The organism is Candidatus Pelagibacter giovannonii (genome assembly GCF_012276695.1).
GTDB lineage: Bacteria > Pseudomonadota > Alphaproteobacteria > Pelagibacterales > Pelagibacteraceae > Pelagibacter > Pelagibacter giovannonii.
The window spans coordinates 1,211,541-1,235,875 of sequence record NZ_CP038852.1 but is presented as its reverse complement, the minus strand read 5'-3'; the positions used below and the strand labels follow the sequence as shown (position 1 = coordinate 1,235,875).

General features: G+C 30.9%; 23 protein-coding genes. 9 read left to right on the top strand and 14 right to left on the bottom strand.

The genetic code is table 11. The features are described 5' to 3' along the window. Positions 1–19: 19 nt before the first annotated feature. The 3 genes from E5R92_RS06650 (at position 20) to E5R92_RS06640 (ending at position 2,652) form a co-directional block, all read left to right on the top strand. Positions 20–757, top strand: a complete 738-nt coding sequence (locus E5R92_RS06650; RefSeq protein ID WP_168607303.1) for a putative zinc-binding metallopeptidase — start codon at positions 20–22, stop codon at positions 755–757. Continuing rightward, positions 757–1,401: a peptidylprolyl isomerase gene (locus tag E5R92_RS06645; RefSeq protein WP_168607302.1), complete on the top strand. Its 645-nt coding sequence runs from the start codon at positions 757–759 to the stop codon at positions 1,399–1,401. Before E5R92_RS06650 ends, E5R92_RS06645 begins: the two co-directional genes overlap by 1 nt. Positions 1,402–1,482: 81 nt before the next feature. Continuing rightward, the gene (locus E5R92_RS06640; RefSeq protein ID WP_229704525.1) at positions 1,483–2,652 is read left to right on the top strand and encodes a coiled-coil domain-containing protein; all 1,170 of its coding nucleotides are present in this window, start codon (positions 1,483–1,485) and stop codon (positions 2,650–2,652) included. 34 nt (positions 2,653–2,686) lie between these two features. Here the strand turns inward: E5R92_RS06640 and E5R92_RS06635 are convergent, their stop codons facing one another. The 7 genes from E5R92_RS06635 to E5R92_RS06605 all read right to left on the bottom strand — a co-directional run bounded on the left by E5R92_RS06635 (position 2,687) and on the right by E5R92_RS06605 (position 11,466). Then, positions 2,687–4,909, bottom strand: coding sequence for a 3-hydroxyacyl-CoA dehydrogenase/enoyl-CoA hydratase family protein (locus E5R92_RS06635; protein ID WP_168607301.1), 2,223 nt, complete (start codon positions 4,907–4,909; stop codon positions 2,687–2,689). A 56-nt stretch (positions 4,910–4,965) separates the two neighbouring features. Further along, positions 4,966–5,820, bottom strand: a complete 855-nt coding sequence (locus E5R92_RS06630; protein WP_168607300.1) for an ABC transporter permease — start codon at positions 5,818–5,820, stop codon at positions 4,966–4,968. Positions 5,821–5,823: 3 nt separating this feature from the next. Further along, a complete protein-coding gene (locus tag E5R92_RS06625; protein WP_168607299.1) occupies positions 5,824–7,071 on the bottom strand; it encodes an ABC transporter permease in 1,248 nt (415 codons plus the stop codon). Between the two features lie 85 nt (positions 7,072–7,156). Then, complete coding sequence (locus E5R92_RS06620; protein WP_168607298.1) at positions 7,157–8,278, bottom strand: extracellular solute-binding protein; 1,122 nt, start codon at positions 8,276–8,278, stop codon at positions 7,157–7,159. Between the two features lie 124 nt (positions 8,279–8,402). Beyond that, complete coding sequence (locus E5R92_RS06615) at positions 8,403–9,491, bottom strand: ABC transporter ATP-binding protein (protein ID WP_168607297.1); 1,089 nt, start codon at positions 9,489–9,491, stop codon at positions 8,403–8,405. A 59-nt stretch (positions 9,492–9,550) separates the two neighbouring features. After that, entirely contained in the window at positions 9,551–10,717 is a 1,167-nt protein-coding gene (locus E5R92_RS06610; RefSeq protein WP_168607296.1) for a M24 family metallopeptidase, read from the bottom strand. Between the two features lie 5 nt (positions 10,718–10,722). Next, entirely contained in the window at positions 10,723–11,466 is a 744-nt protein-coding gene (locus E5R92_RS06605; RefSeq protein WP_168607295.1) for a maleate cis-trans isomerase family protein, read from the bottom strand. Between the two features lie 167 nt (positions 11,467–11,633). Here E5R92_RS06605 and E5R92_RS06600 point away from each other — a divergent pair, with 167 nt between their 5' ends. From E5R92_RS06600 to E5R92_RS06575, 6 genes are all read left to right on the top strand, one after another. Further along, a complete protein-coding gene (locus E5R92_RS06600; protein ID WP_168607294.1) occupies positions 11,634–12,800 on the top strand; it encodes an LLM class flavin-dependent oxidoreductase in 1,167 nt (388 codons plus the stop codon). Further along, complete coding sequence (locus E5R92_RS06595; protein ID WP_168607293.1) at positions 12,800–13,387, top strand: amino acid synthesis family protein; 588 nt, start codon at positions 12,800–12,802, stop codon at positions 13,385–13,387. The genes E5R92_RS06600 and E5R92_RS06595 overlap by 1 nt, the downstream gene beginning before the upstream one ends. Positions 13,388–13,391: 4 nt before the next feature. Then, entirely contained in the window at positions 13,392–14,174 is a 783-nt protein-coding gene (locus tag E5R92_RS06590; RefSeq protein ID WP_168607292.1) for an alpha/beta fold hydrolase, read from the top strand. After that, positions 14,175–15,656: an aldehyde dehydrogenase gene (locus tag E5R92_RS06585; protein WP_168607291.1), complete on the top strand. Its 1,482-nt coding sequence runs from the start codon at positions 14,175–14,177 to the stop codon at positions 15,654–15,656. Between the two features lie 4 nt (positions 15,657–15,660). Beyond that, a complete protein-coding gene (locus E5R92_RS06580) occupies positions 15,661–16,518 on the top strand; it encodes a DMT family transporter (protein WP_168607290.1) in 858 nt (285 codons plus the stop codon). A 76-nt stretch (positions 16,519–16,594) separates the two neighbouring features. Further along, on the top strand, positions 16,595–17,788 hold the full coding sequence (locus E5R92_RS06575) for an ABC transporter substrate-binding protein (RefSeq protein ID WP_168607289.1): 1,194 nt from the start codon (positions 16,595–16,597) through the stop codon (positions 17,786–17,788). A gap of 56 nt (positions 17,789–17,844) precedes the next feature. Here E5R92_RS06575 and E5R92_RS06570 read toward each other — a convergent pair whose 3' ends face one another. From E5R92_RS06570 to E5R92_RS06540, 7 genes are all read right to left on the bottom strand, one after another. Then, positions 17,845–18,606 carry a sulfite exporter TauE/SafE family protein gene (locus E5R92_RS06570; protein ID WP_168607288.1) on the bottom strand — a complete coding sequence of 254 codons (762 nt, stop codon included), beginning with the start codon at positions 18,604–18,606 and terminating at the stop codon, positions 17,845–17,847. 1 nt (position 18,607) lies between these two features. Next, positions 18,608–19,771, bottom strand: coding sequence for an MFS transporter (locus tag E5R92_RS06565; RefSeq protein WP_168607287.1), 1,164 nt, complete (start codon positions 19,769–19,771; stop codon positions 18,608–18,610). 75 nt (positions 19,772–19,846) lie between these two features. Then, entirely contained in the window at positions 19,847–21,178 is a 1,332-nt protein-coding gene (locus E5R92_RS06560) for a branched-chain amino acid ABC transporter permease (protein ID WP_168607475.1), read from the bottom strand. A gap of 35 nt (positions 21,179–21,213) precedes the next feature. Then, on the bottom strand, positions 21,214–22,224 hold the full coding sequence (locus E5R92_RS06555) for a branched-chain amino acid ABC transporter permease (protein ID WP_168607286.1): 1,011 nt from the start codon (positions 22,222–22,224) through the stop codon (positions 21,214–21,216). Between the two features lies 1 nt (position 22,225). Then, positions 22,226–22,933, bottom strand: coding sequence for an ABC transporter ATP-binding protein (locus E5R92_RS06550; protein WP_168607285.1), 708 nt, complete (start codon positions 22,931–22,933; stop codon positions 22,226–22,228). After that, complete coding sequence (locus E5R92_RS06545) at positions 22,933–23,727, bottom strand: ABC transporter ATP-binding protein (RefSeq protein WP_168607284.1); 795 nt, start codon at positions 23,725–23,727, stop codon at positions 22,933–22,935. Before E5R92_RS06545 ends, E5R92_RS06550 begins: the two co-directional genes overlap by 1 nt. Before the next feature lie 6 nt (positions 23,728–23,733). Further along, positions 23,734–24,330, bottom strand: a complete 597-nt coding sequence (locus tag E5R92_RS06540; protein WP_229704573.1) for a pyrroline-5-carboxylate reductase dimerization domain-containing protein — start codon at positions 24,328–24,330, stop codon at positions 23,734–23,736. Positions 24,331–24,335 lie beyond the last annotated feature (5 nt).

Sequence of the window (24,335 nt, the reverse complement as noted above, 5' to 3'; positions counted from 1 at the left end):
ATCTTCTATCTTTATAATTATGAACTTAATAAGAGCCATTTTACTACTAATTATTTTTATTACCCCACTAAAAGCTAATACCATTTATAATCTTATCAAAATACCCAACTTAGAGATTTATGAAATAAATACTAAAAATAAGCTTAAATATTTTTATGCTGTCAGACCTTTTAGGCTAGGTACTCAAAAAAATATTGTTTGTTCAAATCCAAATAAGAAAGATTTAGATGCAAAATATAAAATTATTCATAAAAATCTTAATAGATATTCTTATGATTATCTAAAAAAAATTAATCTCAAATATATTGTTATGTGCAAAAATTTATCCATCTCAGAACTATATACGGCTGGTATTCCAGATAATGTAATGAAAACATTAATACTGGATATTGAATTTAATGAAGATTACTTTGAAAGAGTAATCCATCACGAAGTTTTTCATGTAATACATCTTCAGCATAAAGAAGTTTTTAATGAAGAAGAGTGGATTAAATTTAATAATTCTAAATTTAGATATGCTGAATGCTCCACATGCACAAAGAATATATCATTAGAAAAATATAAAATAACCAATGGCTTTTTTACAGAATATTCTAAATCAACAGCCTCAGAGGATATGGCAGAAGTTTACTCACATATGATCTTTTTAAAAAAAAAAGAAATTAACCAAATTCGTAAATCAGACCCCATTTTAAATAATAAAATTTCATATATTGAAAATAAAATAAAAGAAATAGATAATTCTTTTACTTTTTAATGATAAAAAAAATTAAAGCTTCTAAATCTGAAAAATTTATTTTTGTTTTTTTAATTTTATTAGGCATCACAACTTTCTGCACATATTTTATAGTTAAAAATAAATGTTTATTTGTCAAAAATATTGATCCAAAAGATATTACCTTCAAAAAACCAAATAATATTGCAATTTTAAATGCACCTTGTGGAAATGTAATTATAGAGCTTTACCCAAATATTTCACCTAATGCCGTCCAAAGATTTGTAACTTTAATTAAATCCAATGCTTATGAAAATATTGCCTTTCATAGAGTAATTGAAAACAAGCTTATTCAGGCAGGTGACTTGGAATTTGGGAAAAAAGGAAATTTAAATTATGGAAAAATTGGTACTGGAAAATCTGGATTAGGAACGATTAAATCAGAAATCGATAATAATTTTCATTACACCAAAGGAAGTGTTGGATTAGCTCGAACATTTAAGAACGATACTGAAGACAGTCAGTTTTTTATAATCTTACAGGATGAGCCTTTATTTGAGGGAGAGTACACGCCTGTCGGTAGGGTTCTTTATGGGTTAGAAGTCCTAAAAAAAATAAAATATGACAGACGATCAGAATATATTTTAAGACCTGACTTCATTAATTGGTTTAAAATGCTTAATTAATAAGGAATAAAATCTCAAGTTGAACCCATTATAGCCACTCTAATACTATTATTATTAACCAAAAGTTGATGAGATAGGTTTGTGAAAAAGGTCCTTAAAAGCACAACTAGTAAAAAAATTAATCTGGGCAGGAAAAAGCTAATTGAACAACCGTTAAAAATTTTAAAAAAAATTAATATAGAGAAATTAGCAAAATTCACATCATCAACTCTAATAAAAAAATACAATAAATTCAAAGAAAGAGCTAAACAAAAAGAACTGCTGAGAATCAAATTATTAAAAGAAGAAAAAATTAAAGAATTAAAAAAAGAAAAGTTAGAACAAGAAAAACAAAAAAATGAAGAGATTAGGTTAATTAAACAAAATGAATTAAATCTAATAAAGGAAGAAAAACAAAGAATAGAGAAAAAAGAAAAACAGAAAGAAAAAATTATAAAACAACAGCAGCAGATTGAAAGAAAAAAAATTAAACTAGAAGCTCAAAGAATTAAAGCTGAAGAGCAAAAAATAAAAGATGAAGAGGAGGAAAAAGTAAGACTTGATGATTTAAAATTAAAAGAAGAAAAACTAAGATTAGATTTTTTTGAAAAGCAAAGAATAAGACAAGAGCAACAAAAAGCTAAAATTGAAAATGATAGATTAATGGCTATTGATAAACAAAAAGCCCGTGAAGCTAAACAGAAAATTAAAGATGAGGAAGAAAGATTAAAGAATATTGAGATTGATAAACAAAAAAAAGAAGAGCAAAGATTAAACGAAGAAGAACATAAATTAAATTATCAAAAACAAAAACTTGAAGAAATTGAACAAAATATTAAAAATATTGAGATTGAAAGATTAAGAGAAAAAGAAATAAAAATGTTAAAAGAAGCTGATGATTTAAGAGAAAAAGAAAAACAACTTAGACTAAAAGAACAGTTAGAAATAGAAGAACTCAAGGAATTGAGATTAAATGACTTCAATCAAAGAAAAATTCAGGAAGAACTACAATTAAAAGAAGAAGAAATAAGATTAGAAAATTTAAAGGAACAAAAAATAATTCAAGCTAGAATTCTTGAAGAAAAAAGAGTTAAAGATGAAGAAGAGAGAATAAAAGAGTGGGAAAGGAAATTTGATAAGGAACAAATAGCAAAAGAAGAAGCATTGATTAAAAAGTTTAATGACCAATTAATTAAAGAAAAAGAACAAAGTGAAAAGATAATAGAATTTAAAAAAGAAGAAGTAATAGAAGAAAAAAAGAAGAAATATTAGAAAACGAGATAAAGAAAGAAGAAGACGAAAGATATTAGTTAATTAAAGGCTTTCCTGTTGCTAGTGTGTGTTTAATTCTATCTTGAGTTTCTTTTGCTTCGATTAATCTCATAAATGCATCTAGTTCTAATTTAAATAAATCATCTTCCAATAAAGTTTTATCAATAGTTGTGTCTCCCCCACTCAAGACATGTGCTAATTCCTTAGCAACTGTAACACCATGCTCACGAATTACTTTTTCATTGTAAAGCTTTTCTAGAATTTTATTCATTTCTACTAAAACTTTTTTTCCTGGTAGTTTGAATTTTGTCTCTGATGGGACTTTAAATTCTTTATTTTCATCTAAGATTTTTTTTGAAACCTCAAGCAAACTATTTCTGTTCATTATTTTTTTATCTTCAGGTTTTAAATATTTTAATGGTTCTGCCTCAACTGGTGAAGTTGCAGTTTTTCCATACCCAATAATATCAAACACTTTAAGGGGCGCATAATAAGGATCTTTTTTAGCTTCATCTGTATTAAGCCATCTTGCCAACATTTCCTTACATCCCCCACCAGCTGGTATTAATCCAACTATTGTTTCTACTAATCCAACTACAATATTTGTATGTGAGGCTACAAAATTACTTTGAACCATAACTTCAAATCCCCCTCCAAGAGTTAACCCTGATGGTGCAGAAACAACTGGATGATTAGAATACTTAAGATGTTTACAAGTTTCTTGAAAATATTTAATAAATTTTTCTATAGATTTAAAATCATTTTTATTTGCAAAATCCATCGTGTAACTCAAGTTTACACCAGCAGAAAATTGCATACTTTCATTTATTATAATCAAAGGTTTGTCTGTTGCTTTTTTTAAAGCGTCCATTGAGTCATAATCTAAAGCATTTGCTTTAGTGGTAAACTCGACAATATTATAATCATTAAATCTATATATCTGAGCTGAGCTATTTCCATCTACACTCAATGCTTTCTTTTTTGCTTTTCCAAATGTTTCAATATCAGTATATTTTTGTCTAGATCCATAAAAATCCTGGTTTTTGCTTTGGAATAGATTTTCTAAAAAAGTGTTTCCTTTAATGTCATCTATCTTATCAAAAAAAGTTTCAACTCCAATTTCTTCCAGCATTTCAAATGGACCTTTAGTCCAGTTAAAACCTAATCTCATTGCTTCATCGATATCATTAAAGTCTTTTGTAATTGATGGAACTAAAGAAGAAGCATATTTAATAATCTTAGAAATAACAGACCAAGCATACTCACCATATTTATCATCTCTATTAATTAGAGATTTAAGATCAACTTTGTCTGATTTAATATTAATCTTTTTACTTACTGAATACTCTCCAGTTTCAAGATTAATTGCTTCCATAACTTTAACTTCACCCGTTTTATTAACTCTGTAAAACCCACCCTTGCCTTTTCGACCTGTGTACCCAGTTTCAATTAATGTTTTTACTAAAGGAATTTCTTTTGCAACCACTTGAAAAGGGTCTTTTTCTGATAATTCTTTAATAAAACTTTTTAAAACATCGGCCATTAAATCAATACCAATTAAATCATAAAGACCAAACACGCCTGTTTTTGGTATACCCATTGGTCTTCCAAAAATTGCATCCGCCTCTTCTATATTAAGTTTCATTTTAAAAGCCTCAGTCATTGCAACTTGCATAGCAAAAACACCTATTCTATTACCTAAAAAACCTGGAGTGTCATTACAAATAATTGCGCCTTTCCCAAGTTCTGCTTCACAAAAATCTTTTAAAGAGTTTATTTTATCTAAATCATTATTTTCATTTTTAACTATTTCTAATAATCCCATGTATCTAACTGGATTAAAAAAGTGAGTAATGCAAAAATCTTTTTTTTCTTCTTCTGATAAATGTTCAGATAAGACTTTAATAGGTATAGATGATGTATTTGAAGAAACTATTGCACCCTTTTTTCTCTCTTTAAATATTTTTTTATAGATATCATGTTTAATATCTATTCTTTCAACAACAGCTTCTACTACCCAATCTGCCTCTGCAACTTCATCAAAATTATCTAAAATATTTCCTACTCTAATGTTATTTATTTTGGACTTATCTAACAAAAGCGGTGGTCTTGATTTGTGAATTTTATCACGTGCTTGCTCACTTATTTCAGTTTTTAAATCTAGTAAAATTACTGGAATATTTGCATTACATAAATGTGCAGCAATTCCGCTGCCCATAGTTCCTGAACCAATAACTACTACTTTTTTAATTTTCATAAGACTCAAAAATTGAAGAACTATTTATAATAAAAAAAATGAACTTAGTAAATGAATTACCTATTAATTCCTCTTAGTCTTTCAGACCTTCTTCTTAAAAGCTCTGCACTAACTAGAATTAATGTAGACATTATAATCAAACAAGTTGCCACAGCCATTATTGTTGGACTTAACTGCTCTCTTAAACCAACCCACATTTGAATTGGAATAGTAGTGTTTTCTAGTCCTGCTAAGAATAATACGACTACAACTTCATCAAATGAAGTTACAAATGCAAATAGTGCACCAGAAATAACACCTGGTAAAATTAATGGTAATGTTATTTTCATAAAAGTATTTACTGGATTACTTCCCAAACTTGCGGCAGCTCTTGTAACACTATGATCAAAGCCTGTTAATGTTGCTGTTACTGTAATAACTACAAATGGCGTACCTAAAATAATGTGTGCTAAAATTATCCCTGTATGTGTTGCAGCTAAACCTACTTTTGCCATGAAGAAAAATATTGCTGTTCCTGAAATAATTAGAGGAACAATCATTGGTGAAATCAATAAAGCCATGAATGCTGCTTTATAAGGCATATGTCTACTACTTAGACCTAATGCTGCAACTGTTCCAAGAATTGTTGAGCCAATGGTTGCAAAGAAAGCGATGATAATACTATTTTTTGCAGCAAGTCCCCATGGATTTTTAGTTCCATAGATCATGTCCTCATACCATCTCAACGAAAATGCATCTGGATCAAGTGCTAACATTCCTGCAGAAAAATGAATGTATTGCTCGGCATTAAATGAAAGTGGTAAAATTATAAATAATGGTGCAATTAAAAAGAAAAATACTAATGCACAAATAGTTAAATATGTGTAGTGCCAAATTCTATAATTCCATGCTGTATAAGTTGGTAATGACATAGTTTATCCTAGTTTAATATTATCTATTCCTACTAATTTATTATAAATCCAGTAAATAGTTAAAACACCAACTAACAACATTGTACCTAATGCAGCTGCAAATGACCAATCTAAAGAACTTTTCATATGATAAGCAATCGTATTGCTAATTAAAGATCCACTTGCTCCCCCAACTAATGCAGGTGTTATATAATAACCTATTGCTAAAATAAAAACTAACAAGGATCCAGCGCCAATTCCTGGAATTGTTAATGGAAAATATATTTTTCTAAATGCTACAAATGGTGTTCCACCTAAAGATTTTCCAGCTCTCATTAAGCTTGGAGATATTGTTTTCATTACGCTGTAAAGTGGTAAAACCATAAATGGTAATAAGATTTGAGTCATTGCAACAAAAGTTCCAATTACATTATACATTAGTTCTGGCCTAGCATCGTTTGCTGCAAGTCCGAGCCATACAATCAAATCATTAATTGGGCCTTGCTGCTGAAGTAAGACCATCCAACTTGAGGTTCTAACTAAAAGTGATGTCCAGAATGGAAGAAGCACACATATCATCAATAAATTACTATATTTCATGGGTAGTGTAGCTAATAGGTATGAAATTGGATAAGCAAGAATGAAACAAAATATAGTTACCCAAAAAGCAACCTTAAGAGTTCTTAGCCAGAGTATTTTATGAATTCTTCTATCCTCTGCTTGTTGTACTATATTACCATCTTGATCAAGCTTTAAATCTACACCTTTTAGATATTTAGCATAAGACCAGTTTGGTGCTGCATTTCTTAAAGCAATAAAATAATCTATGTCTCCCCACCTCTTATGTGTTTTTATAAATTGTGATTTGTAATCACCTTCTTCAAATTTTCCAATTTTTCTAACTGTTTTTTTTATTAAACTACTGAATCCACCTTTTTCATAATTTAATCTTGCTATAATCTTACCGTAAGTTTTAGTTTTTTTTAAATATGCTAAATCTTCATAAAGTGCTGCATAAACTGGTTCTTCTGGAATCTCTTTACCTTCCCATTTTTCAAGTGATGTAAAAGTATTTGGTAGCATTTTAGTGATCATGCGATCATCAACACTTCTAAATAACATATCACCTATTGGAAATACGTATGTAATTATAAGAAACAAAAATAATGGACCCACAAGCATCACTGCTTTTAATTTATTTTTTCTTTCAGCTTTCTTTAAGCTGACCTCTAGAGGCAAACCGTCTGATGATAATATTTGTTCTGTACTCATATTTTAAAAATTCTTAAAAAAAAAGGGCGGTTATTTTGTAACCGCCCTAGTATTTTATAATAAAAACTTAATCTATAAAACCAAATTATAGTCCAGCTTTCATTGCTTCCCATTTCTCGTTGATTTCATCTTGGTTATCTGCCCAGAAATCAGGATTCATTAGGATATATTTTTTTGTATTAGCAGGTGCTGTAGGCATGTGTTGTACCATGCTTGTTTTACCATCTTTATACCATGGCTCTCCAGCATCTATAATAGCAATTGAAGATTTTCTCCAAGGAGCATAAGCAATATACTTAGCACTTCCGGCTAAACCTTCAGTACTTGTCATTTCTCTAAGTACTTTCATAGCTTTACCGTTAGCATCGTTAGGTCCACCTTTAACCATTGCAAAATATTCATAGTCAAGAATTTGTCCATCCCATACTTGTACAAGAGGAGTTCCTTCCATTTGCGCGTTAAAGAATCTACCATTCCAACCAGTTGCCATTACTACTTCACCGTTAGCAAGTAATTCAGGCGGTTGAGCTCCAGCATTCCAGAATACACATCCACCATTTGGATCTTGACAAAGTGCTTTAAGTTTATTCATAGCTCTGTCAATTCCACCATCAGCTTCCAGTTTTCTGTAAGTTAAGTCAGAACCTTTACCGGGATTTACACCGTCTGCAGTGATAGCAATTTCTAAGTTAGACATTGCGCCTTTGTAAATTGATCTTTTTCCAGGGAACTTTTTAGTGTCAAAAAAGTCTTTTAGTGTAGTAGGTTTTTTGTCACCAATTGTTGCGTCATTGTAAGCATAGTTCCAAGAGTACAAGATGTTTCCAACTGCACATTTAGAAGGCATGCCAGTAAAGAAATCTTGACTTGCTGGTGTTCCATCTGGAGCTGGTGCGAAGTCTTTATCGAAATCGAATTCAACAAAAATTCCTTCGTCACATCCAATGATAGTGTCTTTTGCGTACACATCAATAATGTCCCAAGTGATTTTTCCAGCTTCTTTTTGAGCTTTTATTTCTGATAATCCACCAGTGTAGTCTACCCAATTAACAGGTATTCCTAATTTTGCTGCTGTAGGATCACCGTACCCTAATTTTTGACTTTCAGTATAAGCACCACCCCAAGACACTACAGTAACTGCAAATGCTGAAGTTGTGATAGAAAGTACAAAAGATAGAGCAAGTAATAGTTTACTTAATTTTTTCATTTTCTCTCCTATTTAACGTTAACGTTTGTTATTTTATAAAATCAAAGTAAAACAATATAGATAGGCTTAGTCAACAGCCAATTATGTCTAATTTGCCTTTATTTATCTAGGAAATTGTTACAGCTTATTTTGGATCTAAAGCTCTACAGTCGACACTGTTCCAGCCTATATTAAGCACATTACCCTTTTTAAGATCCAGTCTTGCAGTGCTATTTGGTACTTTAAGTATAAAATCTTTATTCCCTAGTAAATCAACTCTAAGTCTTGTGTGATCACCATGATAAATAATTTCTTCAATTTTACCTTTATGATTGTTATCCATTTTATCTGTAGGATCTATAATTGCTCTTTCAGGTCTTAGTGAAACTTTAGTTTTGTCCCCTTTTGCTTTTACAGCAACTGAATTTGCTAAAATTTCTGTACCATCTTCTAGTTTTACTTTGCATTTATCACCTGAAATATCTGCAACCTGACCTAAAAATTTATTATTTTCTCCAATAAATTCAGCAACAAAAGAATTAACTGGTTTTTCATACAATTCATCTGGGCTTGATAGCTGTTGAACTTTACCATCATTAAAAACTGCAATTCTATTTGACATTGTTAAAGCCTCAGTTTGGTCGTGTGTTACATAAACAACTGTTACACCAATACTTTCATGAATATGTTTAATTTCATATTGCATGCTCTCTCTTAAATTTTTATCTAATGCTCCTAGAGGTTCATCCATAAGCACTACCTGTGGATCAAAAACTAATGATCTTGCCACAGCAACACGTTGTTGTTGTCCGCCTGATAATTGCATCGGCATTCTTGATTCAAAACCATGAAGAGATACCATTGATAAAGCCTTATCAATTTTTTTATCTGCTTCATCTTTTGGAATATTTCTTACTCTTAATGGAAAAGCTAAGTTTTCATAAACAGTCATGTGTGGAAATAAAGCATAATTTTGGAATACCATTCCAATTCCTCTTTTATGAGGTGGAATATTTGAAATCACTTTACCATCTAAATAAATTTCTCCATGAGTTGGAGTTTCAAAACCAGCAAGCATCATTAAACAAGTTGTTTTACCTGAACCAGAGGGTCCTAACATTGTTACAAACTCACCTTCTTCAATGTCTAGATTTAATCCTTTAACAACTAATACTTTACCATCATAGCTTTTGTCTACATTGTCAAATTTTACAAATTCTTTGTTTTTTGCCATATTTTCTCCAGGGGATTTAAAACATTTGTTGGCTTATTTATCAAGTTTTTTTATTTCAACTACTTAATCTGAAGATCTTTTGAAAAATTACAAAATAACTCACACCCTTTGTCGGTTATTCGTATTGCTTCTGATGCTTCAACTCCCCACCCTCCAAATTGCATTACAGCAATCATATGAAAAGTAACATTTGGTTCTAATATAGTCATATCGCCTTTAGATATATTAAGAGTATGCTCACCCCAATCAGGTGGATAGCCAATTCCTATTGAATAACCAGTTCTAGAGGTTTTTTCTATTCCATATTTATCTAAAATTTTCCAAAAAGCTTGCGCAACATCATCTGCTGTTTGTCCAGGTTTTGCAGCATCTATTCCAGCTTGAAGTGCCTCATTTGTTTTATTCATAGTATCAATTTTCAATTGATCAGGTTTTCCAAGTAAAACTGTTCTAGCCATTGGACAGTGGTACCTTTGATATACGCCTGAAAGCTCTATTATTGTAGCCTCACCCTCCACAAATTTATCTTGTGTTGCTGTTAAATGTGATGCTGAAGTACCTTTTCCTGTTGGAAGTAATGTTGCAATACTTGAATACTCCCCTCCAAATTCTGGAGTTCCATAAAATAATGCCTTTTGAATTTCACCTACAGCATCGCATTGTCTGACACCCAGATTTATTACATCAATTGCTGTTTGCATTCCTTTTTGGGAAATTATTGCTGCAGATTTCATAAGTTCTATCTCTGCATTAGATTTAACAACACGAGCCCAATTAACCAATCTTTCAGAATCTTTTAATTTAACATTTGGTAGCCCTTGTTTCATTTTTTCATAACAATAAGCTGTAAAATAATGACTATCCATTTCTAAACCTATTGTAAGTTTATCCCATTTTCTTTCTTTTATAATTTCTACTAAATTATCATAAGGGTGCACTGGCCAAGTATGAATATATTTTTCATCATAAACTAAAATATTTTCATTTTTTAAATAAGTTTTTATATATGCTCCACCTGAGTCTTGTTTTCTAACCCAGCATAATGGTTCATCAGCATTCACATGTACAATTACAGCTTGAGCATAATAAAATGACCAAGCATCATAGCCAGTTAAATAGTTCATATTGGCTGTATCACTAGAGATTAATAGTTCTATGCCTTTTTCTTGCATTGAGTTTTGAACTTTATTTAATCTTGCTTTGTATTCTTCTTTGCTAAAATTCATATAGATTAACTATTAAATAATTTTCCAAAACCATCAATCTTTTCTTTATAATTAATTACATTAAAAGAGTCCCAGATTAAAGTTTGATTGCTTGATAGAACAACTTTATTTAGTTTTTCTTCTAGCTTATTAATTATAGATAGTACTGGTAAAGCCGTACACGAAACAAATAACGCCTCACTATCTGTAAGATCTACTTTTGACAAGACATCAAATAAATGATCCTCATCAACTTTTCCAATATCTAAATCAGACTCAATATCAAAATAAGTTAAAGAATTAACGTTAATATTTTCTTTTTCAAAATAGCCAACCACAGAGTCATTTATTGTTTTTGTATAAGGTGTAAAAATAGATATTTTATCAATGCCTAATTTATTTAATGCCTTAATAGCTGCAGTTATTGGTGTCGTTACTTTTGCTTCTGGTTTAGCCAAATTTACTTTTTCTTTTATCACATCATATCCAGCTGCAACTGTTCCAGATGTGCAACCATACGCTACACAATCTATTTTTTGATCTGGCAAAATATCTTTTGTAACATCAGTAATGTCATCTGACATCTTAGCTAACGTTTCATTGGTTAATGGATTGTAGCAATGAATTCTATTTACATAGAGATCAATGTCTCTTCCATAGATCATATTATTAAAATCCTTTTCAATTCTAAAATCACTACCCAGTGTTATAAGACCAATTCTTGGATTGGATTTTGAAATATATTTTGGCTCTACTTTGTTTAATTTCATAAATTACCTGCAATATTTTGATTAAATATATATTGAATTAGGAGTCTAGTTAAAATAGAGTTTAGGAAAAGCGTACATAACTCGTCGTTACTTAAGGTTTAAACGGTACTAAAGAATACGAAAGTGGGATCAGTCGTCTTTAAATTTAATTATTTAAGGAGGTTTGAGTGAAATTTGGATATTTTTGTAACACTACTAATTGGAATCATAAACCATACAATCAATTATTAAACGAAACCCAGGAAATCACTAGTTACTGTGATGAAAATAATTGGGACTCTATTTGGTATACAGAGCATCACTTCAATCATGAAGGAATGGAATCTTGTACCAACCCACTGATGATGGGAGTTGATGCTGCAGCCAGAACAAAACAAATTAGAATAGGTCAAGCTTGCAATGTAATTACATTTCATAATCCTATTCGTCTAGCTGAAGACATAGCTTTGCTAGATCAATTGTCTGGAGGGAGAGTTGATGTTGGTATTGGAAGAGGAATTTATGGAAGAGAAGCTATCAATATGAACAAAGAGGCTGACCTAAAAGATCAAGCTAAAAATTTTAGATTATTTGATGAGTCTTTATCAATCATGAAAAAAGCTTGGACTGAGGAATTTTTTAGTCATCAGGGTGAGTTTTATACATATCCTACTCCTGGTTTTACTTGGCAACATGACATGAGCCCACCTAGCGATAAATTTTTAGATACAAAAACAAGTGAAATAAAAAAAATTAGCGTTGTTCCAAAACCAATGCAACAACCACACCCTCCTATATGGCAAGTAGTTGATGGAGCGAGATCGATTGAATGGGCAGCTCAAAATGGATTAAACACTATAATGTGGATACCTACTGTTAAAGCTTTAAAGAAAAGATTTGAAATTTATAGAGATGCAAAATCTAAAGCAGAAAATAGAGATGTACCATTAGGAGAAGGTGTATCTTTAGTTAGAGATATGTTTGTAGCAGAAACTATGGAAGAAGCAGAAAAAATGGCTGGTGAACATATTATTAATTATATGAAATGGGTTTGTCATTGGAGAGGATTGGGAAATCATATGAATCCAGATGAAGATTTACCAGAAACAAAGCATAAATTAGATCTGTTGAACTATGACTTTTTGCATAAAAGAAATTTATTATTTGGAACACCTGAGTATGTGATTAATAAAATAAATGAATTAAAATCTGAATTAAATTTACAAAACTTGCAAGTATGGTCTAACTTTCCTGGTATAAAGCATGATGCTTGCATGAGAAGTATAAAACTGTTTAATGATGAAGTAATACCAAAAATTAATTTAGATAATTCAAATATAGAGAAAGTAAGTTAATGAAACTAGAACTTAGAAAATTTGCAAAATTTGTTGATAAAACTTTTATTGAAGGTGGTAAAGAAGCTAAGGAACCTGTTCTACTAGTTTCGGTTGCTGCTGTATTTAAAAATCCATGGCATGGAAAAGGTTTTGTTGAAGACTTAAAACCAATCATTTTAGATTTAGCTCCCAAATTAGGTACTATTCTTGTCTCTGAATTAATAAAAGAAATGGGCTCTCCTGAAAAAATTTTAGCTTATGGTAAGGCTGGAACTGTTGGACTTAATGGTGAAATTGAACATGCATCTGCATTTATCCACACTTTAAGGTTTGGTAATAAATTTAGAGATGCTGTTGGTGGAACATCTTATTTAAGTTTCACGAACACAAGAAGTCCTGCTGGTTCTAAAATGTCAATTCCGATGATGCATAAAACAGATTCTGGTCTAAGGCCTTATTATCTTACACATGAATTTACTATACACGATGCCCCTTTTGACGATGAAATAGTTATAGCAATAGGTGGTGCATCAAGTGGTAGAGCTCATGCTAGAACCGGCGATAGATATCAAGATATGAAGGAAATGGGACTAGATCCTAAATAAATTAATGCCACACAATTTTGATCCTAATCAAAATTATCATTCTTTCATTGATAATAAAACTGAACCATTAGTTTTTGTTCATGGTGTTGGTCTAGATCAAAAAATGTGGGACTCTCAAGTTAATTCCTTAAGTGATCATTCAATAATTACCTATGATTTATTAGGGCACGGAAAAACTCCTTACAATAAAGAAGAGATCACATTAAATGATTTTTCAGATCAACTAGACTGTTTATTAAAGTTTTTAAAAATTGATAAAATTAATCTTGTAGGTTTCTCTTTAGGTTCATTAATTGCATTAGATTTTGCTTCAAAATTTCAAGATAAATTAAAAAGCCTTACATTAATAGGAACAGCATATAAAAGAACAAAAGAACAAAGAGCTTTAGTCATAGAAAGATTTGAGCAAGCTAAGTTGAATAAACCTATTTCAAGGCAGGCACTAAAAAGATGGTTCACAGATCAATACTTAAACGACCATCCAGAAATTTATAATCAATTTATAAAAGTTTTGACAAAAGAAGGTGAAGATCATTTAAATTTTTTAAAAGCCTATAAACTATTTGCTTATCATCAAGATGATATCCATATGATTAAAAATATTAAAACTAAAACTCTGGTGATGACAGGATCAGATGATTTAGGTTCAACTGTTGAGATGTCAAAATCTTTATCTAATGATTTAATAAACTCAAGTTTTACTGAGATAAATAATGGAAAACATCTTTGTAGTATAGAGTGTGCAGATGATGTTAATATAAATCTTAAAAATTTTATTAATAATTAAATGACAAAAATTCAAAACTTTAAAATGTACATAGATGGTCAATGGGTTGACTCTGAGTCTGGTAAAACTATTGAAACTTTAAACCCAGAGAATAATGAAGTTTGGGCAACTGTACCTGAGGCAAATGAAAAAGATGTAGATAAAGCAGTAAAGGCTGCACAAAAAGCTTTTGATAACTCCTGGTCTAATTTACATCCAAGGAAAAGAGCTAAATATTTAAGGTCTCTAGCAAACTTACTGAGAGAGAATGCTGAACATCTTGGAACTATAGAAACTATCGATACAGGAAAAATTTTTAGAGAAACCAAAACACAAGCTAATTATATTGCTGAGTACTATGATTACTTTGCAGGTCTTGCAGATAAAGTTGAAGGAACAGTTGTACCAATAGATAAACCAGATATGCAAGTAACAACAACCAGAATACCTATTGGGGTAGTAGCTGCAATTATTCCATGGAATTCTCAAATGTTATTAACCGCTGTAAAACTTGCACCTGCCTTGGCAATGGGTAATACGGTAGTAATAAAAGCATCTGAGCTTGCGCCTGTAACTTTGTTAGAATTTGCAAAATTAGTTGAAAAATCAGGAATACCAAAAGGAGTAGTTAACATAATCACCGGTTTAGGTGAGCCTTGTGGTAAGGCTCTAACCACGCATAATCTTGTGGAAAGAATTGCATTCACTGGTGGCCCAGAAACTGCAAAACATATTGTAAAAAATTCTGCTGAAAATTTATCTCAAGTAAGCTTAGAGCTAGGTGGAAAAAGTCCTGTTGTGGTATTTAATGACGCTGAACAAGAAAATGCACTTAATGGTATTACTGCTGGGATTTTTGGTGCAAGTGGTCAAAGTTGCATTGCTGGATCAAGACTTTATATCCAGTCTGAGATATACGATGAATTTTTAGGTAAATTAGTAGTAAAAGCAGAAAAGATAAAACTGGGTGCACCAATGGATAAAGATACTCAAATGGGGCCTTTAAATAGTTTTAAACAATTAGAAAATATAGAAAAAAATATTGAAGCTACCATTGAACAAGGAGGAAAAATTAGATGTGGAGGGAAAAGATCAGATACATCTAATAAAGGTTATTATTTTCCAGCTACAATAATTGAATGCGAAAATCATAATTTACCTACTGCTGAAAATGAATTATTTGGTCCAGTATTATCTGTGATGAAGTTTGATACGGAGGAAGAAGCTATTAAATTAATGAATGATAATAAATATGGATTATCCTCTGGAGTTTATTCATCAAACCTTGGAAGAAGCATGCGAGTTTCAAAGGCAGTAAGAGCTGGAATAGTATTTGTAAATACATACAGGCTAATTTCACCCATGGCTCCATTTGGGGGAATCAAGGATAGTGGGTATGGAAAAGAAGCAGGGATCGAGTCTATTAAAGAATATACAAGAATAAAAACAACATGGTATAATTCTTCGGATAAACCGATGTTAGACCCATTCACAATGGGATAACAGGTTGCCTTTCAAACATTTATTAATTTTACTTTTTATAGCTATTGCATATGGAAGTGCTTTTCCAATTACAAAATTGGCATTGAACGACTCTATACCTCCTATTCTAATGGCATCTCTTAGAATGGGAATTGTATTAATCTTATTAATACCATTTTGGAAGTTTAGAATACCTGAAAAAAAATATATGCCCTCACTAATAGCTTTTTCTATTTCTATGGGTGTTATGGTTTATGTGTTTATGACACTATCTCTTTATTACTCATCAATTATCTCTCCAGTAATTGTGGGATCACAACTTGCAATTCCTTTTGGTGTTATGGCAAGCTCTATCATGCTAAATGAAAATATAAGTTCAAAAAAATGGATATTAATTTTTACTTCTTTTGTTGGAATTTTAATAATATTTTTTGACCCAAAATTAGCTAATAATTTGCTAGGATTATTTTATGCAGCTTTAATGGCATTATCTTTTGGTTTGGCTCAAGTTTACTCAAGACAGTTAAAAGATTTAGATGTCAGTTTAACAAATGCATTTACAGGTTTGTTTGGATTTATAATATTACTAATCCTATCTTTTTTTATTGAAGGTGATGCAATCACAAATATTAAATCAATAAATATTAATACTTGGCTTTTAATATTTTATCAGGCTGTTGTTGTGTCCTTAGGTGCTCACTTACTGATGTTCTATTTATATAAATTTTATACTGTTGGTCAAATTTTCCCCTCTTACTCATTATTTCCAATTTTTGGAATTGGGTTAACTTTTTTAATTTTTGGAGAGATACCCACAATTTTATTCCTTATTGGTGGTATAATTGTGCTAGGTTCAGTCTATTTACTTCATAAAATAAGATAATTTACTCATTGAATTATTAGATTAATCATAATTTAATTAGCTTTTTATAAATTGTTAACAATCAAAGAGGAAAATAATGAAAAAACTATTTATTGCTGCATTTATGTTTGTGTCAACTTTCACATCAAACGCATTCGCAGACGGACACGCGATTAAAATGGGAATTATCTTAGGATTTACTGGTCCTATTGAATCTCTAACACCAGCTATGGCTGCTTCTGCAGAGCTTGCATTTAAAGAAGCTTCTGACTCTGGTTCGCTATTAGGTGGAAAAAAAATTGAAGTAGTAAGAGCAGATTCAACTTGTGTTGACTCAGCAGCAGCAACAGCGGCAGCTGAAGGCGTTATTGCACAGGGTGTAGCAGCTATTATGGGTGCTGACTGTTCAGGTGTGACTGGTGCAATCGCATCTAATGTTGCTGTTCCAAACGGTGTGGTAATGATTTCACCATCAGCGACTTCACCAGGACTTACAACTTTAGACGATAAAGGGTTCTTCTTTAGAACGGCTCCTTCTGATGCTAGAGGTGGACAAATTTTAGCTGACATTACTAAAGACAGAAAAGTTAAGAGTGTTGCTATTACTTACACAAATAATGACTATGGAAAAGGTTTAGCTGACGTTTATGCGGCAGCAGTAAAAGCTCATGGCATTAAAGTAACTATTGTATCAGCTCATGAAGATGGAAAAGCTGATTACTCATCTGAAGTAGCTACATTAGCTTCAGCAGGTGGTGATGCAGTTGCAGTAATTGGTTATCTTGACCAAGGTGGAAAAGGAATTATACAAGGTTCTTTAGACTCTGGTGCATTTGATAAATTTATTTTATCAGATGGTATGATTGGTGACTCATTGACTGATGCATTTGGAAAAGATTTAAATAAATCTTTTGGTTCAATGCCTGGTTCAATGAACAAAAAAACAGCAGGTACTTTTGCATCTGTTGCTAAAGCTGCTGGTATTGATTCATCAGGACCTTACACGGGTGAGTCTTATGATGCTGGAGCTTTAATTGTTCTTGCAATACAAGCCGGTGGATCAGCTGATAGAGCTTCTATTGCTAAAAATGTAATGGATGTTGCTAACGGTCCTGGAACTAAAATTTATCCAGGTGAACTTAAAAAAGGTTTAGACTTACTAGCTAAAGGTAAAAAAGTTGACTACGAGGGTGCAACTGGAGTTTCTTTTACTAGTGTAGGTGAAGCTGAAGGTTCTTTCTTAGAGAAAGAAATCAAAGGCGGAAAATTCAAAAATAAAAAACAAAGATAATTAAAATCTTAATTTTAAAACCCTCAGCAGTGAAAATTGCTGGGGGTTTTTTTTATTTAAAAATTACTAATAATTCTTAAGACTCCAATAATTGAAATAATTATTAGAAAATAAAATACAACTTTTCTATAAGTTTCTTCCTTACTTTTAACAAAAAATTTATCCCCAATAAAAACTCCTAGTGGTAAAATTATAATTAATAGAATTACTCTATAAATAGTTGTCATATCAACAATTCCTGAAAAAAAACTTAGAACAAATGCATAAATATCTGTTAAAAAAAATAGAGCTGCTAACGAACCTCTAATTACTGCTGGTTGAATACTTGTAATTAATAAAAAAAGTGCTACTGGCATACCACCTAATGTTGTAAGACCATTTAATGCTCCAGAAATTATACCTGTAAAAAATTTTCCATAATTATTATTAATTTTTTGATTAGAAAATCCTTTCATTAATAAAATTGAAAAAAATATCACTAATAAACAAACGGATAAATGAGTTGTTTGTGGATTTAAATACTTCAGTAAATAAAGGCCAATTGGGGAACCAATAATTATTCCTAATAATATTTTGAAAACAAATCTCCAGTCAATTTTGTTCCAAATATATGGAACCATAAAAATACTAATAACTACTTCTAATGCCAGGATAATTGGAACTATTTCAATAGCTGGAAGTATAAAAGAAAAACCAGATATACATATTGCAGAAAAACCAAAACCATTAAAACCTCTTATTATAGATGCAATAAATACTATAAATATTACATAATATATTTCTATTAAACTAAGTTGAAAATAAGATAAAAAATCCATTTTATTTTCTTTCTCTAAAATCTGCTCTTAATGTTGTTAAAATGATTATAGCTAAAAAAATTAAACAAATTAAATTCATTGTTTTCCAGCTTGTTAAAGTTAAAAAAACTCCTGCTGATAAACTTGCTACTGCTTGAATAGAATAAACAATTAAATCGTTAAAGCCTTGTGCTTTAAATTTTTCATCTTCCCTATAAGATAAAACTAATAAACTCGTTCCAGATATAAATAAAAAATTCCAACCAAATCCTAAAAATATCAGAGCGATTAAATAATTAACAAAGTTTTGCTCAAATAAACTAGTCAAAATTGTTATCAAAAATAAAGCAACTCCTGCATACATAATTTTACTATGACCAAATTTTCTTATCAAATTGCCTGTAACTAGTGATGGTAAAAACATTGCTGCAATATGAAGTTGAATTACAAACCCTGTTTTAGTTAAACTTATTTTTTCCATTACATGCATACTTATTGGAGTTGCAGTCATTAAAAATGACATCACAGCATAAGCAAATGAAGAAGCCACTAAAGCCTGTAGAAACCTTGGTTGAGAAATTAATTCTAAATAACTACGTTTAATTTTTTTGTTAACACGATTTGGTTTATGCCCATCTTCATAAAATAATAAAAAAATTGTTGAAGTAAGAGTTAAAGCTGCAAGTGCAATATAAGATCCAGCATATAAATGTTCAGCTATGATATCTTTTGTTATATTGGCAACATTTGGGCCTATAAAAGCTGAGCCTATTCCTGCTAATAATATTATTGATATTGCTTTTGGTGCCATATCTTTTTTTACTGTTTCAACAGCTGCAAAACGATATTGATGGCTAAAGGCTCCTCCTGCTCCAAGTAAAAAACATGAAAAATTAAAAAGAATAAAAATTTCATTAACTATTGAGTAAGCAGCTAATAGAGATGACAAAGAGCTTACTACAGAGGCAAGTATAAAGCCTACTCTCCGTCCAATTATACTCATGACCTTTGCTGCAAAAGTTGCAAAAATAGCTATACCTACAATTGATAAAGCCATCGGTAAAGTTGCTAAAAACTTTACTGGACTAAATTGAGAACCAATTATTCCGCTTAAAAAAACTGTTACAGGTGCTGGTGTGAAAGCAAAGACTTGACTTAAAATCAGCAACCATAAATTCTTATTCATTAAAAAAAATATTTATCTCCGATGTACATAGCCCATGCTACTGCAGCTCCGAGTATAATATATTTCATAATATATTTATTTTATTTCGATTTTCTCAGGAAGTATACCTTTAGGACGATATCTCATGATTAATAAGAGACCCATTCCCATCATTAGGTACCTAAAATATGGAACACTTTCAATTAAATGAATTTTTAATGAATGTGTGTCTGCTAAACCTGCAGTAAATAGATTAATTAAGAATAATGCTATTGGCGCTGCCTCAATCCATAAAAACCAGACCGCAAAACCACCTAATATAGCACCAAAATTATTTCCACTTCCTCCAACTATAACCATAACCCAGATTAAAAAAGTATACCTCATTGGCCTATAGCTACCTGGTGTAAATAAACCATCTTGAGTAACTAACATTGCACCAGCAATTCCAACAATTGCTGAACCTAAAATAAAAATTAACAAATGCTGTTTAACAACATTTTTACCCATTGCATTTGCTGCTTCTTCATTATCTCTGATCGCTCTCATCATTCTTCCCCATGGAGAATAAAGAGCTTTTTGAGTAATTATTAAAAGAGCTATAACCACCATTAAAAACAATCCTGAATAACAAAGTTTTACAAATACTGATGATCCTTCAATAACTAATTGATTAAGAGCTGCTTGTTTATCAGAAATACTTGCAATTAAATCTAATTTACCTGAATTAAACTTTGCAACTAGATTTATAAACCATTCTTTTGTTTGAAGTTCAACTTCATAAGGTACTGGTCTATCCAATCCAATGACATTTTTAACACCTCTTGTTAACCAATCTTCATGTTTAATAATAGCTATAACAATTTCAGAAATAAGTAGTGTTGCAATAGCTAAATAATCTGCACGTAACCCTAGTGCAACTTTTCCAACTACAAAAGCTAGACCTCCCGCAAAAAAAGCACCAACAATCCAAGAAAACATAATTGGCAACCCTAATCCACCAAGAAACCCTGTGGTTGCAGGATTAACACTTTCAATAGCTTCAATGCTTGACTCTGATGTTATTCTTATAATAACAATTCCAGCAATAATAATTGCCGCAATACCATAAGTTCTAAACTTTGATTTTTCAAAATATTTTAATACAAATCGAATTGCAAATATCATCGCCACTATCAACCACAAACACATTAAAATATTAAAACCCCCAGCAACCCACGCTTCTTGTACTGGTTGGGCTGATATTAAAACTGCAGCCAATCCACCTAATGCTGCATAACCCATGAGACCAAAATTAATTAGGCCTGCATATCCCCATTGAATGTTTGCACCCATGGTCATCACTGCAGAAATCAAACACATATTAAAAATTGATAGAGCAACATTCCATGATTGAAATATTCCAACTAAGATAATTAAACCCATCATTATTGCGTAGGCTGTAATTACATTTAAGTGCTTTCTCACAATACTTTCCCTTTAAATATTCCATTTGGTCTATAAAGCAAAACGATCACCAATATAGAAAATGATACAGCAAATTTATAATCAGTAGATAATAATTGCACTAATGTTTCTGGCTCCATACTTTCTGGTAAAACATACATAAAGAATTTTTTATAAGCATAGGTGAGGAATATTTCTGAAAAAGCTATGACATACCCTCCTAAAAATGCTCCAAAAGGGTTTCCAATACCACCAACAATTGCAGCAGCAAAAATTGGTAGCATATTATTAAAGTAGGTAAATGGTTTAAAGCTTTTGTCCAAACCATACAAAGCTCCACCAATAGTTGCTAAAATACCAGCAATAATCCATGTAATCATAACTACTCTTTTTGGATCTATCCCTGATAATAAAGCTAAATCCTCATTATCCGAATAAGCACGCATACTTTTTCCTGTTTTAGTTTTGTTTAAAAACCAGAATAAAATTGAAACCAATACAAGTGTTACAAATACAGTTATTACCTGACTAGATTTAATAGCTAACCCCTCATTAAGTCCTGTCATCTCTTTAAATTCACTTGCTTTAATAATAAATTTTTCTCCATCAAAAAATCTTCTGTCTGATGGACCAATTATTATTCTAACCACAGCTTGTGTTACAAACATTACACCAATACTAACCATCGCAAGTTGAACTGGTGGGCTTTTTTGAACTCTATAATACCTAAATACAAATTTATCTATAAAGAGCATGTAGCCAATCATAAAAATTATAGCAAAAGGTATGGCAAGAAGAGCTGTTGGTAAAACACCTAAAGAGATGCCTATTGATTGAAAGTACCAAGTAATTAAAATAGTAACCATTGTACCAAAAGCCATCATGTCTCCAGTTGCAAAGTTTGCGAATCGTAGAATTCCATAAATTAAAGTTACAAATATTGCACCTAGTGCTAGTTGTGAGCCATAAGTAAGTGCTGGTACAAAAATGTAATTTAATAATAATATAATTGCGTTTAAAAAATCCATACTATCCACCTAAAAAAGAGCTTCTTACTCTTGGGTCATTTAATAATTCTATTCCTGTTCCTGAATATTTATTTTCACCAGTAACCAGTACATATCCTCGATCAGAAATATTAAGTGCTTGCTTAGCATTTTGTTCAACCATTAAAATTGCAACATTAGTTCTTTTAACTTTAATTATATGATCAAATAATTCATCCATTACAATTGGAGAAACTCCTGCTGTAGGCTCATCTAACATTAATACAGACGGCTTTATCATTAATGCTCTCCCAAGTGCTACCTGTTGTCTTTGGCCTCCAGATAATTCACCTACTAGCTGATTTCTTTTTTCTCTTAATACTGGAAAGAGTTCATAAATTTCTTCTATGATTTCTTGGTAATCATCATCTCTTAAATAAGCACCCATTTCTAAATTTTCTTCAACACTCATTCCAGAAAATACATTTTTAGTTTGTGGTACAAACGAAATACCTTCTTTTACTCTATCCTGTGGTGAAAGTTTTGAAATATCTTTTCCATCAATTACTACTGAACCTGATTTTAAACTTAAAAGACCAAGCAATGCTTTCATAGCAGTTGATTTACCTGCACCATTAGGTCCAAGAATTGAAACTATCTCTCCTCTATTAACATCAACCGAACAAGAATTAATGATATCAGGTCCATTACCATAACCACCTGTCATTTTTAAACCTTCAAAAAAAGCCATTAATTTTCATCCTTTATTTTTGATCCTCTACCTAAATAACTTTCAATAACTTTTTCATCTTTCTTAGCGTCTTCAGCAGTTCCTTCAAATAAAACTGACCCTTCAGCCATAACAATAACTGGGTCACATAATCTGCTTATAAATTCCATATCATGCTCGATCATACAAAATGTGTACTCCTCTTCTTTATTTAACTTAAGAATTGCAGTCCCCAGATCTTTAAGTAGCGTTCTGTTAACACCAGCTCCTACTTCATCAAGTAATACTAATTTTGCATCAACCATCATAGTTCGTCCAAGTTCTAGTAATTTCTTTTGGCCACCAGATAAATTTCCAGCTAATTCATTTGATAAATGAGTTAGATTTAAAAAATCAACTACATCCTGAGCCTTTTGTTTTACAGCAAGTTCTTCAGTTCTAACTAGACTTGGTTTCAGTAAAGCTGTCATTAATTTTTCACCAGACTGATTTGCTGGTACCATCATCAAATTTTCAAGAACAGAAAGATTGGTAAATTCATGTGCTATTTGAAAAGTTCTTAATATTCCTTTTGAAAATAGTTCATATGAAGGAACATTTGTTACATCTTCATCATAGAGTAAAACTTTTCCACTTGATGCTTTCAAGTTTCCTGCAATTAAATTGAATAAAGTAGTTTTGCCTGATCCATTAGGTCCAATAATTCCTGTAATAGAACCTTTCTTAATTTTTAAAGAACAATCTGAAACTGCAGCCAATCCTCCAAAATATTTAGATAGATTTTTAATTTGTAAAATATTCTGTTGTTGATCCATGAAAATTTATTTATTTAATCTTTTATGTATACTATTGAGAGTTTTCTCTAAAGATTTATAAAAACCAGCTTTTGTTAGTTCTTTAACACCTTGTTCATTTAATCCTTTAGGTGTTTGAGATTCTTTTACTAAATATTTTAAATCATTTTTAGAATGCACAACTGCATCTTCAGATAATGCTAAAAATAAAGATGTTATATATTTTTGTGCATCATTTCGCTTAACTCCTCTTTTGACTAACCAATTAGTCATCACTCTTAATAGTTCATAAAATGGAGCCATCATTCCAGATGTTGACCAAAAATTAATTGATGATTTTTCATTTTTGATTTCGACAGTAGTTCCAATTTTATTAAAAAAATCTTTTACTTTTTTATTTGGAGGACAAATGGGTACTGGTCCTTTTTTTAAAGATATTGGTGGTAGCGGTATTGCTCTTACTATTTTAGCTTTTACTTTAATAGCTTTTTTAAGTTGAGCTAAAGTAATTGTTGATATGAAGCTAATTATAGTTTGATTTGATCTAAACTTTAAATTTTTAATAATCTTTTCACCCACTGTTGGGGTTACTGATAAAAATATCCAATCACATGAATTAACTATTTCCT

Excerpts from the sequence above, each read along its gene's own strand:
- E5R92_RS06650 (WP_168607303.1), top strand. The coding sequence starts at position 20 with ATGAACTTAATAAGAGCCATTTTACTACTAATTATTTTTATTACCCCA.
- E5R92_RS06645 (WP_168607302.1), top strand. The coding sequence starts at position 757 with ATGATAAAAAAAATTAAAGCTTCTAAATCTGAAAAATTTATTTTTGTT.
- E5R92_RS06635 (WP_168607301.1), bottom strand. The coding sequence starts at position 4,909 with ATGAAAATTAAAAAAGTAGTAGTTATTGGTTCAGGAACTATGGGCAGC.
- E5R92_RS06630 (WP_168607300.1), bottom strand. The coding sequence starts at position 5,820 with ATGTCATTACCAACTTATACAGCATGGAATTATAGAATTTGGCACTAC.
- E5R92_RS06625 (WP_168607299.1), bottom strand. The coding sequence starts at position 7,071 with ATGAGTACAGAACAAATATTATCATCAGACGGTTTGCCTCTAGAGGTC.
- E5R92_RS06620 (WP_168607298.1), bottom strand. The coding sequence starts at position 8,278 with ATGAAAAAATTAAGTAAACTATTACTTGCTCTATCTTTTGTACTTTCT.
- E5R92_RS06615 (WP_168607297.1), bottom strand. The coding sequence starts at position 9,491 with ATGGCAAAAAACAAAGAATTTGTAAAATTTGACAATGTAGACAAAAGC.
- E5R92_RS06610 (WP_168607296.1), bottom strand. The coding sequence starts at position 10,717 with ATGAATTTTAGCAAAGAAGAATACAAAGCAAGATTAAATAAAGTTCAA.
- E5R92_RS06605 (WP_168607295.1), bottom strand. The coding sequence starts at position 11,466 with ATGAAATTAAACAAAGTAGAGCCAAAATATATTTCAAAATCCAATCCA.
- E5R92_RS06595 (WP_168607293.1), top strand. The coding sequence starts at position 12,800 with ATGAAACTAGAACTTAGAAAATTTGCAAAATTTGTTGATAAAACTTTT.
- E5R92_RS06590 (WP_168607292.1), top strand. The coding sequence starts at position 13,392 with ATGCCACACAATTTTGATCCTAATCAAAATTATCATTCTTTCATTGAT.
- E5R92_RS06585 (WP_168607291.1), top strand. The coding sequence starts at position 14,175 with ATGACAAAAATTCAAAACTTTAAAATGTACATAGATGGTCAATGGGTT.
- E5R92_RS06575 (WP_168607289.1), top strand. The coding sequence starts at position 16,595 with ATGAAAAAACTATTTATTGCTGCATTTATGTTTGTGTCAACTTTCACA.
- E5R92_RS06570 (WP_168607288.1), bottom strand. The coding sequence starts at position 18,606 with ATGGATTTTTTATCTTATTTTCAACTTAGTTTAATAGAAATATATTAT.
- E5R92_RS06565 (WP_168607287.1), bottom strand. The coding sequence starts at position 19,771 with ATGAATAAGAATTTATGGTTGCTGATTTTAAGTCAAGTCTTTGCTTTC.
- E5R92_RS06560 (WP_168607475.1), bottom strand. The coding sequence starts at position 21,178 with ATGATGGGTTTAATTATCTTAGTTGGAATATTTCAATCATGGAATGTT.
- E5R92_RS06555 (WP_168607286.1), bottom strand. The coding sequence starts at position 22,224 with ATGGATTTTTTAAACGCAATTATATTATTATTAAATTACATTTTTGTA.
- E5R92_RS06550 (WP_168607285.1), bottom strand. The coding sequence starts at position 22,933 with ATGGCTTTTTTTGAAGGTTTAAAAATGACAGGTGGTTATGGTAATGGA.
- E5R92_RS06545 (WP_168607284.1), bottom strand. The coding sequence starts at position 23,727 with ATGGATCAACAACAGAATATTTTACAAATTAAAAATCTATCTAAATAT.